Source organism: Photorhabdus khanii NC19, assembly GCF_000517265.1.
Taxonomy (GTDB): domain Bacteria; phylum Pseudomonadota; class Gammaproteobacteria; order Enterobacterales; family Enterobacteriaceae; genus Photorhabdus; species Photorhabdus khanii.
The window spans coordinates 135,862-150,890 of sequence record NZ_AYSJ01000017.1 but is presented as its reverse complement, the minus strand read 5'-3'; the positions used below and the strand labels follow the sequence as shown (position 1 = coordinate 150,890).

The 15,029-nt window shown below is 47.9% G+C and carries 1 protein-coding gene and 4 pseudogenes; all 5 read right to left on the bottom strand.

Annotation, left to right across the window (positions count from 1 at the left end):
• Positions 1–364 precede the first annotated feature (364 nt).
• Positions 365–9,500: pseudogene (locus tag PTE_RS21625) on the bottom strand (non-ribosomal peptide synthetase); the annotation flags it as partial.
• A 1,673-nt stretch (positions 9,501–11,173) separates the two neighbouring features.
• Positions 11,174–12,140, bottom strand: a pseudogene (locus PTE_RS24140) (IS30 family transposase).
• A gap of 186 nt (positions 12,141–12,326) precedes the next feature.
• A pseudogene (locus tag PTE_RS21610) lies at positions 12,327–13,419 on the bottom strand (ISAs1 family transposase).
• A 210-nt stretch (positions 13,420–13,629) separates the two neighbouring features.
• Positions 13,630–13,950: pseudogene (locus tag PTE_RS21605) on the bottom strand (IS1634 family transposase); the annotation flags it as partial.
• Positions 13,951–14,085: 135 nt separating this feature from the next.
• On the bottom strand, positions 14,086–14,460 hold the full coding sequence (locus tag PTE_RS21600) for a LecA/PA-IL family lectin (protein WP_036850572.1): 375 nt from the start codon (positions 14,458–14,460) through the stop codon (positions 14,086–14,088).
• Between the last annotated feature and the right edge of the window lie 569 nt (positions 14,461–15,029).

Below are 15,029 nucleotides of genomic sequence, written 5' to 3'. Positions count from 1 at the left end.
ACCACCAAAAAGACATTTCCGTGATGGCTTTGTCGATTATCTTCTCACGGTTATTTATGACAAGAAAGCTTTGCAACAATAACTCTGCAACTAAATATATAATTTTGAGACCAAGGCAATTAACAAAAAATAAAACCAACAGTAGAACCAGATTCAGATCACACAATATAAAATAGCCCTAATAGAAAAATCCAAAAAAAATAACTCCCGTGGAAATTATCGCGTTTCTTTTTCTACTTTAATAGAGAAACAATCCGGTATAAACAATGTATACCGGCTTATGATACCAACTTTAAATTATTCTATAATGGTTAATATCTCCGTATTACAACCTCCCCCCCTCACAATGGTTGCCTGGCCTTATTCAGAGGCTGAGCTGAACCATTCTATGCTCCTTATCCTCCNACAAACTGAAATGATTACCTGAAATAGCCATCAACTGAAGTGAAGAGTCAGGCATGACCTGCGCCCAGCCTAATGACGGTTCTATATCTAACGACTCTGGCTTTTCATCCGTGACAAAAGACACAGAAGGAGAAGGCTCTCTCGCATAAAACTGATGCAGCGTTAACGCTAATGCTTGCGGTTCATACTCTCTGACTATTTGCGTATAACGCTCTATCTGCTCCCAACGTTTTGCGATTAAATCAGGCCGCAGACTGGCAGGGTATAGCGCCAATTCCTGTGCCGCTGCAATAAACTGCACCAAATTCAACTCATCAATTCGCCGGTACAACTCCGCAACCTCTTCTGTGCACTCCTCCCCTGACTGTCGTGCCAACTCAGCCAGGAACAGATGTTTAGGTTGTGCGGATTGCTCCCCGAAATAATGAGGAGCCGGCGTATCAATCAGCCCCAGGAAGTTCACCGTCTCACCGGCATGCAAAAGCTGCCGGGCAACAGCATAAGCCAATATACCGCCGGAAGAGTAACCACTTATCCGGTACGGGCCTGTCGGTTGAACCGCTTTCATCAAGCTGATCATTCTGACCGCCTGCTCTTCCACCGTCGACATCGGTTCTTCACTGATGGACGGCCAGGGCAGCGCATAAATCGGATAACCTGACCGGATATGTTGAGCCAGCCCGAAGACATAGGAGTAATCCCCCATGCCACTGGGAACAAAGAACAGTGGCAGACCTGTTCCGGCAGGTCGCACTGATATGGCAGCACATTGCGGCTGANNCNGCNNATTCTGGAGGTNTATTTTCGCCGCCAATTCGGCCAGCACCGGAAATGGAACAAGGCATTCAATGTCAAATCAAACCCCGGCCTACGGCAAGATTGGTCATTCGCATGGCGAGCAGTGAATGGCCCCCCAGCGCGAAGAAGTTGTCATGCCGGCTGACCTGCTCAACCCCCAGCAATTCACACCAAATCGCCGCCAATACAGTTTCTGTTTCTCCTTGTGGCGCTGCGTAAGCCTGACGGACAAACGCCTCTTCGTCCGGTGCGGGTAATGCCTGACGGTCCAGTTTGCCGTTTGGCGTCAACGGAAAGGCATCCAAACGCACAAAAGCCGACGGCACCATATAGTCAGGTAAAATTGCACTCAAGTGTTCACGCAAACGGGCTGCCAACCCATCACTCTTTTTTGCCTTTTCCGCCACAACATAAGCGACCAGATGCTTGTCCTGCCCATCTTCCCGCACCAGTACTGCCGCCTCTTGTACCGCCGGGTGTTCCACCAGCCGGGTTTCAATCTCCCCTAGTTCAATACGGAAGCCGCGGATTTTCACCTGATGATCATTACGGCCGAGGAATTCCAGATTACCGTCCGGCAGATAGCGGGCCAAATCCCCAGTGCGATACATCCGCGCACCAGATACCGGACTAAAAGGATCCGGTATAAAACGTTCTGCGCTCAATTCCGGTTGGTTAAGATAACCGCGCGCTACACCGACGCCACCAATATACATTTCGCCAATGCAGCCTAATGGCACCGGGTGACCGTCTCTGTCCAACAGGTAGACGCAGGTATTTTTAACCGGCCGGCCAATAGAGCTATCATCCACAGGTGATAACACCGTCTTACAGGTCGCAGTCACGGTATTTTCCGTCGGGCCATAAGCGTTCAATAACCGGGGTCGATGGGTTTCTCGCGTAAACCAGTCCTGAATAGCGCTCTTTTTAACCTCCTCACCACCAATGATGATGAGCCGAATGCAATCCGGCAGCGGTGATGGATTGTCTCTGGCAATCAGTTCGGACCAAAATAACGCAGGCAGAGATATCACCGTAATATGGTTTTGCCAAGCTAAAGCAATAAACTCCTGTGCAGAGGCCAGCCAGCTATCATCACGCATCACCAGCGTGGCACCATTGCATAATGACGAGAAAAGTTCTTCCACTGAAACATCAAAAGCAAAAGAGGCGAATTGCAGCACCCGGTCTTGCACCGTGACCGCATAGAGATCATTAAAACCCAGATGACGTTGATACACCGACTGATGTTCCACCATCACCCCTTTCGGCTGCCCAGTAGAACCAGAGGTATAGATGACATAAATCAGATGCTGTGGCGTCAACGCAGGAACCTGCGGGTTGCTGTCCGGCTGGTCAGGCAAGGTATTTGGATCAAGTACCGTCAGACCAGCCAGCGCTTCTTCTCCCAGCGCTACCCGTCCGGCTTCATCAGCCAATACCACTGCCGGGGCCGTATCATTCAGGATATACGCCAGACGCTCTTCCGGATAGGTTGGGTCCAGCGGCACATAGGCACCACCGGCTTTCAACACCGCCAGCAACGCCACTACTATCGCCGGGGAGCGGGCCACGCAAATCGCCACTCGCTGGTCCGGTATGACACCCAGCGCAATCAGTTGATGGGCCAGGCGGTTGGCGCGGGCATTTAATTCAGCATAACTGAGGATCTGCTCCTGATACACCAGTGCCGTCGCCTGCGGGGTTTTCTCCACCTGTTGCTCAAACAACTGATGAATGCATAACGCGTCAGGATACGCGGTTTCTGTGGCGTTCCAGGTTTCCAGCAACAACGTGCGTTCCGTTTCCGGTAGGATGTTCAGTGACCGTACCGGCGTTTCCGGCGCTTGTTCAAGCGCCTCGATCAAACTTTCCAACGCCTGCTGCATATAACCGCATATCCGATCCGGATCAAACGGTTGCACCACCAGAGCAGTCAGCCCCAAAGTGGAGCCATCGTCCTCCATCGACAGTCCTAATGGGTAGTTAGTCCGCTCCTGTGTGTCCAGGAATTCAATCCCGTCCATCGTTTCATCCGGAGTCACCGGCTGATAATTATGTCGATAGTTGAACAAGGTACTAAAGAGTGATGTGCCACTGGCAACCCCACTGCACCGCTGGGCCAGCGCCAGTGAAGCATGCTCATGCCCCAATAATCCGGCCAGCCGGCGATGAGCTGCCTGTACACTGTCCCGTACCGAGGTATCATCGATATCCAGGCGTAACGGCAGGGTATTGATAAACAATCCCATACCATTATCGGCACCTTCACCTGCCTGCATCCGCCCAAACAGGACGGTACCGAACACCACTTTCTCCTGCCCGCTGGTATGCGACAACACCTGCGCCCAAGCCAGATGACACAACGCCGCCAAACTGATGCCCAAACGCCGGGCCTGACTACGCAGGCGGTCATTTAACCCAGTAGTCAACATCCGATGGGCTTCCGTCATCTGAGATCCATCACGATATACCTCTGTCAGCCCGAACGGCAATGTTGGCTCATCCACCTGCGCCAACATGTCGGTAAAGAAGCGGGTATGCTCTGCCTGACTCACTCCCAACCGAGCCTCTGCCACCAGATTGCGGAACGGCACCGGGTCAGGCAGAGGGTCCTCCTGCCCGGAGAAACAGGCCTGAACCTCACGGTTCATCACTTCCATCGTTTCATGGTCGCCAATCAAGTGATGCTGTAATTCCAGTAAAAACCAGCGACCATCAGTTTCCTGGGCGATAACAAAACGCAGGAGCGGAGCCTGACTCAGGTCGAGACGATGGTGACCTGGATCAAAACGCCGGGTTAACTGGTCAATGACCGGGCCGTCAGCCGGGTCTAATGTCAGTTCAGTTACCGGCAAGGTCGCCTGACGCCAAACCACCTGAGCCGGCGCTGATAATCCTTCCCAGATGAAAGCAGTACGCAAGATATCATGGCGATCAATCGCCTGCTGCACCGCCGCCAGATAACGGTCCAGCAGAGCGCGGTTAGCAAAGACCACCGGATAGAGCAGCAAGTACGGGTCGCCTTCCTTTTCCAACAGATGGTGGAACAGAATACCGTCCTGTAACGGCGACAGCGCATAGATATCCTGAATATTCGCCATCCCGCCCGGCACCTGCCCAACAATGCGATCAATCTCAGACTGAGTCAGATCAATCAGCGGCAACATCGCTGGAGTCAGTTTCGTCGTCGCTGGCGTAATGATATTAGGCGGTACCCTTATGGCCTGATGCCGCCCCAACATTTGGGCCAATTCTGACAGCACCGGCGACTGAAACAGATCACGCGCCACTAATGTCAACCCCTGGCGACGCAGGCGTTCAATCATCCGCACAGCGAGCAGTGAATGGCCGCCCAACGCAAAGAAGCTGTCATGCCGGCTTATCTGCTCAATGCCCAGTAACTCACACCAGATAGCCGCCAGAGCGATCTCAACCTCCCCTTGCGGAGCCTCGTAAACCTGACGGGCAAAATCATCCTCCCCCGGTGCCGGTAATGCCCGGCGATCCAACTTACCATTCGGGGTCTGCGGGAAGGACTCCAGACGCACAAAGACCGCCGGTACCATATAGTCAGGTAACATTGCACTTAAGTGCTCGCGCAAATGGGCTGCCAATCCCTCCTTCTCCTCCGCTGCCACATAGGCCACCAGCCGTTTATTCTGCCCGTCATCCAGCGCCAGCACTGCCGCCTCTTGCACCTCTGGGTACTCCACCAACCGGGTTTCAATTTCCCCCAGCTCAACACGAAAACCGCGGATTTTAACCTGTTGGTCGTTGCGGCCCAGGAATTCCAAGTCACCGTCCGGCAGGTAACGGGCCAAATCCCCGGTCCGGTACATGCGTGCATCCGGTTTATCGTTAAACGGATCCATAAGGAAACGCTCAGCGGTCAAGTCAGGGCGATTGAGATAACCCCGCGCCACACCCACACCGCCAATATACATTTCGCCAACACAGCCTAAGGGTACCGGTTGGTTATATTGGTCCAATAGGTAAATGCAGGAATTTTTAGCTGGCCGGCCGATAGAACGGTCATCCTCTGGGGATAACACTTCCTTATAAGTCACCGTCACGGTATTTTCCGTCGGGCCATAACCATTCAATAGCCGGGGCCGGTGGGTTTCATGGGAAAACCAGTCCTGAATAGCGCTTTTTTTGACCGCCTCACCGCCAATGATGATGAGCCGGAGGCAATCCGGCAACGGTAACCCCGTATCTCTGGCCGCCAGTTCAGACCAGAATAAAGTCGGCAGAGAAATAATCGTAATACGATATTGCCGAGTTAAGGCAATAAATTCCGGCATCGAAGCCAGCCAACTGTCATCGCGAAGAACCAACGTAGCGCCATTACATAATGACGAGAAAAAATCTTCCACTGAAACATCAAACGCAAAAGCGGCAAATTGCAACACCCGGTCTTGCGCCGTGACGGCATAGGTCTCATTAAAGCCCAGATACCGTTGATAAATCGCCTGATGCTCTACCATCACCCCTTTCGGCTGCCCGGTTGAACCGGAGGTGTAAATCACATACGCCAGATGCTGAGGCGTCAACGCAGGGACCCACGGGTTGCTGTCCGGCTGGTCTGGCAGAATATTCGGGTCAAGTACCGTCAACCCAGCCAGCGCGGCTTCACCCAACGCCGCCCAGCCGGTCGCATCAGCCAACACCACTGACGGCGCCGTATCATTCAGGATATATACCAGACGTTCCCCCGGGTAGGTTGAATCCAACGGCACATAGGCACCACCGGCTTTCAGCACGGCTAACAATGCCACCACCATCGCCGGAGAACGTGCCACGCAAATTGCCACCGGCTGGTCAGGTGTAACACCCAGTGCAATCAGTTGATGGGCCAGACGGTTGGCACAAACATTTAATTCAGCATAACTGAGCGTCTGCTCTTGATACACCAGTGCTGTCGCCTGCGGGGTTTGCTCTGCCTGTTGTTCAAACAATTGATGAATACACAACACGTCAGGATAGAAAGGTTCCGTGGTGTTCCAGGTTTCCAGTAACAGCGTACGTTCCGTTTCCGGCAGGATGTTCAGAGCCCGTACCGGTGTCTCTGGGGCCTGCTCAAGTGTCTCCACCAAACTCTCCAGCGCCTGCTGCACATAACTGCATATCCTTTCCGGATCGAATGGTTGCACCACATTAGCAGTCAGTCCCAGGGATTCACCAAAATCCTCCACCGACAACGCAAACGGATAGTTAGTCTGCTCATATTCACCCAAGAATTCAATCCCGGCCATCGTTTCATCCAGTGGATCCGGCTGATAATTATGCCGGTAGTTCAACAAGGCACTAAAGAGAGGCACACCACTGGCAACCCCGCTGCACTGCTGGGCCAGCGCCAGTGAAGCATGTTCATGTTCCAGCAATCCGGCCAGTTGCAGATGCACCGCCCGCACACTGTCCCGTACCGGGGTATCATCGATATCCAACCGCAACGGCAGGGTATTGATAAACAGCCCCATACCACTGTCAGCCCCTTCCCCCACCGCCATACGCCCAAACAGCACGGTACCGAACACCACTTTCTCCTGCCCGCTGGTACGCGACAATACCTGCGCCCAGGCCAGATGACACAACGCTGCCAGACTGACACCCAATCGCCGGGCCAGACTGCGCAGACGGTCATTCAACTCAGCCGTCAACATCCGATGGGAACCCACCTCCTGAGATCCATCAAGATGCACATCCGCCAACCCAAACGGTAACGTCGGCTCATCCACCTCCGCCAACATGTCGGTAAAGAAACGGGTATGCGCTTCCTGACTCACCCCCAGCCGGGCCTCCGCTACCAGATTGCGGAATGGAACCGGGTCAGGCAGACGATCCCCCTGTCCGGAAAAATGCGCCTGCACTTCACGGTTCATCACTTCCATTGTTTCGTGGTCGCCGATCAAGTGATGCAGCAACTCCAATAAGAACCAGCGGCCATCGGTTTCCTGGGCGACAACAAAACGCAATAGCGGGGCCTGACTCAGGTCAAAACGGTGCTGACTTGGGTCAAAACGCTGGGTTAACTGGTCAATGACCGGGCCGTCAGCCGGGTCCAGCGTCAGTTCAGTTACTGACAACTGCGCCCGGCACCAGACCACCTGCGCCGGCTCTGACAATCCTTCCCAGAGAAAAGAAGTGCGCAGGATGTCATGGCGATCAACCGCCTGTTGCACCGCGTCCAGATAGCGGTCCAGCAGATCACGGTTAGCAAAGGCCACCGGATAGAGCAATAAGTATGGATCGCCTTCCTTTGTCAACAAATGATGGAACAAGATACCGTCCTGCAATGGCGACAACCCATAAATATCCTGAATATTTTCCATCCCGCCCGGCACCTGCCCGACAATATGATCAATATCAGTCTGAGTCAGATCAATCAGCGGCAACATCTCCGGCGTGAGTGTCGTCGTCGCTGGCGTAATGACATTAGCAGGTATCATCATGGCCTGGTGCTGCCCCAACGTTTGAGCCAGTTTTGCCAGCACCGGCGATTGGAACAGATCACGTGCTGCCAGTGTCAACCCCTGGTGACGCAGACGTTCAATCATCTGCACGCCAAGCAGTGAATGGCCACCCAACGCAAAGAAGCTATCATGCCGGCTTATCTGCTCAATGCCCAATAACTCACGCCAAAGGGCGGCAAGGGTGATCTCTGCCTCCCCTTGTGGTGCTTCGTAAATCTGACGGGCAAAATCATCCTCCCCCGGTGCCGGTAATGCCCGGCGATCCAACTTACCACTCGGGGTCTGCGGGAAGGACTCCAGACGCACAAAAGCTGCCGGGACCATATAGTCAGGCAAAACGGCACTCAAATGTTCACGCAAACTGACAGCCAATCCCTCATGTGCTTGCGCAGCCACATAGGCGACCAGACGTTTTTCCTGCCCGCCATCCAGCGCCAGCACCACTGCCTCTTGCACTGCCGGGTGTTCCATCAAGCGGGTTTCAATCTCCCCCGGTTCAATCCGGAAGCCACGGATTTTAACCTGCTCGTCGTTACGGCCCAGAAATTCCAGATCACCGTTCGGCAGGTAACGGGCCAAATCCCCGGAGCGATACATCCGCGCACCCGCTACCGGACTAAAGGGATCCGGTATAAAACGTTCCGCGCTCAATTCCGGCCGGTTAAGATAACCCCGAGCCACCCCAACGCCGCCAATATACATTTCACCAATGCAGCCTAATGGGACGGGTTGACCATATCTGTCCAGCAGGTAGACGCAGGTATTCTTAACCGGCCGGCCGATAGAATTATCATCTGCCTGGGATAATATTTCTTTACAAGTCGCCGTCACGGTATTTTCCGTCGGACCATAAGCGTTCAAGAGTTGGGGCCGGTGGCCTTCCTGCCTAAACCAATCCTGAATAGCGCTCTTTTTAACCGCCTCACCGCCAATGATGACGAGCCTGAGGCAATCCGGCAGCGATAATTCATGGCCTCTGGCAATCAGTTCTGACCAGAACAACGCAGGCAGAGACATCACCGTGATACGGCTTTGCCGGGCTAAGGCAATAAATTCCGGCACCGAAGCCAGCCAGCTATCATCCCGCATCACCAGCGTGGCACCGTTGCATAATGACGAGAATAATTCTTCTATTGAAACATCAAAAGCGAAAGAGGCAAATTGCAACACCCGGTCTTGCGCCGTGACAGCAAAGAGATCATTAAAACCCAGATGACGCTGATACATCGCCTGATGCTCTACCATCACGCCTTTCGGTTGCCCGGTTGAGCCAGAGGTGTAGATGACGTAAGCCAGATGCTGAGGTGTCAACGCCGGGACCTGCGGATTACTGTCCGGCTGATCCGGCAAAATATTTGGATCAAGTACCGTCAATTCCGCCAGCGCCTTTTCACCCAGCGCCGCCCGGCCAATCGCATCAGCCAATACCACTGCCGGGGCAGTATCATTCAGAATATACGCCAGACGTTCCCCCGGATAGGTTGGGTCCAGCGGCACATAAGCGCCACCTGCTTTCAGTACCGCCAATAATCCCACCACCATCGTCGGGGAACGTGCCACGCAAATCGCTACCCGTTGGTCTGGTGTTACACCTAACATAATCAGTTGATGAGCTAACCGGTTGGCATGAGCATTCAGCTCCGCATAACTGAGGGGTTGTTCTTGATACACCAGCGCCGTCGCCTGCGGGGTTTGCTCTGCCTGTTGTTCAAACAACTGATGAATACATAACGGGTCAGGATACGGGGTTTCCGTGGCGTTCCAAGTTTCCAGCAACAATGTCCGTTCAGCCTCCGGCAGTAAATTCAGTTGCCAAACAGGAATTTCATCACCCACCCTTTTCGATGATATCAACACCTGTAAGTGCTCACCCATTCGCTGAACCACTTCCCGGCTCAGACGGTTTACATCGTATACCCAGCGAAAACCGCCTTGCGCATTCACCTGGAGGGTCAGCAATTCGCCAGGTGCCTCCTGATCGCTGTCTCTGTCATCCTGTATCACAGAGACAGCTATCTGCCACGGCCGGCGGGTTGCCAACGCCGGGATAGCCCGCAATGAAGGAACACGGGCGAGGAGATCACGACTAAATGTCCGGTGCCGCGCCAACAGGGTAAGCTCGTCATCAACCCAGTCAGCTATCGCCCCCCACGGCTTATCAAACGCCACCTCAATGGTCATGGGCACCACCGGCGCCAGATCTGCTGATTGACCTTTTACCTCATCCACGCACCAACCGATTTGAAATTCAGTCTGCTGAGTTAAGCGAGCAAGATAGATAGCGAATGCTTGTAACAGTGTCCGCAATGAGTCCTCTTCCCCATTTTTTGGCAACAGAGACTGCCAAAGACTCATTGCCCATCTGGGTTCCGCTTGTTCTCCTGCGGTTTCGAAAGGTAATTGGAATGGTTGCAAATCAGTAAGACGCTCATACCAGAATAATTCACTGGATGTGAGGGTCTGGAGGATATTTTTTGTATTTTGAGTCTGTGGTGACGCATAATTTGAGTCGATTATGTTTTCTGACATCTGAGAAAGGAATTCAGATTTAAGAACATTTCCCACTTTAGCAATGTTATCTTTCATCTATCATATACCTCAACGAATCTGTTAGATTTTTGAAAACTGTCATTTCTGACAGTCATCACCCATGTTTTTGCCCCCAAGAAATAGAAGCCGATACTTCTGACATTAATTCAAAACAATCAGATCGGTATGCCATAGCCCGGCTAATAACCCTATAATCAGCAATTCTTCGACGCTAATTTCCCTGATAAAGGAATAAATAATTCATCTTATAAGTCAGAATAAGACATCCCATTTTCGCCCCTGTTTTTAGATAAATTCGATTCATTTTATGCAATTTTTATTGTCTAACGCTGAATCCCATAATTTTAAATGGAACCATCAACTACATTAATTATGCATAAGTGCCAAATCAATGTTATATGTTATCCATTTCCCATTAATACCAAATTAAAATAATTTCGAAAAAACATTAAGTGCTCACAAAAAAATATGAAAATTAATTAAATACTATCAATAAGTTAACCAAATAACCGCCTAAAAAAAGCTCCTGAGATCTAATAAGGAACGTATATTTCAATCGAAATTAGACTTATTAACATTTATAATAAAATTATTCAAAAATATAACATCAGATTAAAATAATTTATAACACATTATTTTTCAATAGTAAAAAATGCCGATAACGTAAATACCAAAAAATAGGGAATAAAAAATTAAAAATAACTTGATTACATATTGCCTTGTAATAATCAGATCATGATAAAATATAAATTCCATTATATCACATACCGCAGCAAAACAATTGTAAATTTAAATAACTTCATTGTTGATTATTTTATAACAATAAAAAATGTGATTTATATGATATTCGTATATATTTAATATCGCGTAGTATAAATAATCGATTCATTTAACATTTATTAATTAAAAAATACCGGTAGATTCACATAATAAGTGCAACATCGTTAATCTGGAAGTAAACATGTTCGTATTCCCTTAAATAATTCATTCGGTGTTTTCCCACCCCGTGTTTTCCGGGGGCGATTATTTAATCGGTTTACCACAAAATTTATTTCCTGATCAGAGATTTCATTAAAATCGGTTCCCTTTGGAAAGTATTGTCTGATTAACCCATTGATATTCTCATTGATCCCTCTTTCCCAAGGCGAATAAGGGTGAGCAAAGTAAATTTGGGTTTCTAATTTTTCACTGATGATTTCATGATCTGCGAACTCCAGACCGTTATCGAACGTGATGGTCTTAACCTTTTGTTTTAACGGAAATAATACTTTCACTGCCGCTTTCGCGACTTCTGAAGCNNGCNTGCTATCAGTTTACGATAATTGTATACAGCGTCTTGCGGTCAACCAATGTTAATAAGACACTTTTTTTTCCTTTCCCTATTATCGTATCTCCTTCCCAGTCGCCAATACGTTCTTTTTTATCAACAATTTCCGGGCGTTCATCAATACTGACCCGATTTTTAATTTTGCCTCTTCTTTCATAGCTACCATAACGTTTACGATAGGGTTTTCTGGCAATTCGCAGATGTTGCCATAAATCACCCCCCTCTATTTTATCTTTATAAATCAGTCTATAAATTGTCTCATGATGCAAAGATATCCCTTTATGTTGCTTTAAATAATCAGCCACCTGTTCAGGACTTAAGTCTTTCCAAATTAACCGTTTTATCCATTTTTTTACTTCCGGCGTTATTTTCACGGCTTTCTTAGCAAAATGACGACGAGCCAATACCTTCAAATGAGCCTGTTCAGGGCAGTATGTCTGGACTTCTTGATTTCTCTTCAATTCTCTGCTGATGGTCGACGGGCTTCGCTTAAGTGACTCAGCAATGAAACGCTGTGAAAAACCCGCTTTTTTTAAACTGGAAATCTGATATCTTTCTGTCTCGGTCAGTTGTGTATAGGCCATAGTGCATTTTCCTGTGGCGGGAAAGGTGCCTACTATAGCAACTGACCGCCTTTCTGAAAAATTGCACTTATTAGTCGAATCCGCCACCTAAAAATATATAAACGATTATATTAACCTATTTTTCACACTTATTAACACTCATTACCCCAATGAAGATACAGGGCGGGATTCCACTTTGTATTTAATTTAATCAAAGATAAGTTGACTACGGAATTCCTCTGACCAAATGGCTCTTCGACGTTTAGCCGCCTGACTGTCTTTTATACTGGTATTCTGTTTAATCACGCTTAATGCAATTCGGTTAAAAAGCGCCATTTGTGCAGCCCCATCAGGCTCTTTGAGTGAGATAGCATCTTCTCGAAAAGTGACATCTAATACCCAATGCAGCTCGTTTTCTACCGACCAGTGCCTTCTTATTGCCTTAGCCACGATTTCCGCCTCCAACGGTAGCGAGCTGACATACCAGCGTGAATCACGATGGGGAGGCTGGCCTTTTACGCTTCGTTCACTGACGACTTCAATAACACTTTGTATTGAAGGCCATTGCCGCCGAAGGACCTCCGGCAATACGGCACGAATTTGCATGACATGCCGAAATTCTGTCCGTCCATGACCGCTATTTTTCTGCGTAAATTCAACAAGCTCATCACTCTCATAATGCGAAGCAAAATACGATTTGACCCATTCATAGGGGTCTTTTGATTGCCTTTGAGACCCACAATAAAATCACCGCCGCGCTGAGTAATTAACGCAAGGGTTCTTCTGGCAATGCAAGCTCCNTANNGNCANTCGCGCCATCAAGCGCCAGTAATTCAATCAATTGTCTGGCAACCGGACCTTCCTGACCTTTGCTTTCGGCTGCCTGATGGTATAGGGCTACACCGGATTCAACATCATAAGCACTGACCACATGCAGGGCTTCAAATAATGTCCCCTTACAGGTTCCTCTCAGGGTTTTTCCATCAATGGCGATAAGACTTTTTCCTGCCCTGACCCGACGCTGGTTGATCCAGGCATAAAAGGCTTCAACCAGTGCATCTTGCTCTATCATTTTGATAATATTAGCAATACAGTGACGACGAGGAATACCGTGAGTAAAATGCGTGTATTGTTTAAGCCACTTGCTCTGTAACTCACCAAATTCCTGAATCGATTTCCAGCCAGAAGCGCCGCATAATACAGCGGAGAAGGCTAAAAAAATCACATCCATTAATTCATGTTTTTTATTGATGTCAGAACGAGGGTCTTCTATCTTGCTGATAAAATTAAAAATACTCATTATTAGGATCGCTTTTTTATGGAAGAGAGAGATCTTAACGTTTTAATGAGAGAAATGCCTATAAAAAGTCATATTCTGATTTTTATTTAACTAAAATAACCTTATTAAAAATGTGAGATCTCACCCTGATGAAGATAAGATATTATTGAATCAAGATAAGTTAAATACATTAATATCAATAAATATGTTGCTATTATTTCCGCACCCCATTCAGGAATAAAAAGACTCATATAATTGGCCCAATATTTCAACAATGCATTGTGGTATGGCTGCATTCCCGTCACCATCCGGTGTTCTTGAAATTCAAAGGTGTTAATCCCTTCGAAAGTTAAAAACACCCAACGTGCTGTGGGAGACTGAGTCTGCTGGTTTTTTCAGATATAGGGTGGATGTCAGGAACTCCGGGCTTTTCAGGAACCGGAAGCCCCACTCAACCTTTTGTTGGGCTTTGTAAGTGGAAAGTAATGCTTCCATATCAAGCACATCATTATCCATTTCGTTGGTGACCAAAATAAACATCCCCATGTTGAGTGGCCGGAGGTGCCGAAATAAGTAAAGGGAATTGTGGGATGCCATTTGCCAAGTGAAATAATATGATTTTTCACCTGGCATTATATTAATGAGAATGTTTATTACTTTCATTGGTAATACGTATTCACTCGATTTTTATTTTCTTTCCTCCAGAGGGGAATATCGAGACTCTATTATGACATCGACAAGAAATTTACCTGAATTGTCACCGTAATAACCTGGTGCGTCATTGAATAAAAGTATTAATTCTCCATCTACGGGAATAGTTTTATGAAGTACTCCATTGCCTATGTCGTAGATTTTATCGCCGATTTTAGCACTGAGCGCGTCGAGTGAATTTAGCTGATGAGTAGGTATAGAACCCTGAGGTGCGGCCCATTGATTGTCTCCATAGCCGAACTTTACCCAACCTTTGGCAATAACAGAGATTATATCTCCTTGTTTGAGAATAAGTCCTGTGGGTTGACCGCTTGCAGCATTAGCTGGGACACTTCCTGACCAATCATACATAGTATTACCCTCGAAATTATGTTTTATGAGAATAGTTTTTCCAAAGATGTTTGCATATTTGGCTGAAAGAGAATTTATCTTTTTATGACTGGGGGAGCAATGAAAAACATCAGATATTGTGAACTATGTTAGTAAAAATGATTTTTAGAACAACGGTTAAAACCAGAGGTTAAAAAATGGATTTTAATAACGGTTTAAAACCTGTTCATCATAAATCTTGCGGTAAAAGATGATAAAAATAATTGGTTTTATTAATACTTATATACCCGACCCGGTAAAATAAGATAAATAAGAATATTGAACAGGTTAATCAGACAATTAAAAATCAACCGAGTTTAATAACGTTTTCAACCGGTGAATAAACTTCTTCACAAGCCAGTTAAATAATCGTCAATGAAAAATTTTAATAACAAAATCCGTAAAAAAATGATTTAAATGAATACGAACTGAATTATTTACAGCATAAGTGTATTGTATTTTTATACAAAATCGCGATACATTAAATACACCAACTTAAACTTGTTCACACCTATTTTATACCTTGAATGCGATTTAACGCTAAAATAAAT

Excerpts from the sequence above, each read along its gene's own strand:
- PTE_RS21600 (WP_036850572.1), bottom strand. The coding sequence starts at position 14,460 with ATGTATGATTGGTCAGGAAGTGTCCCAGCTAATGCTGCAAGCGGTCAA.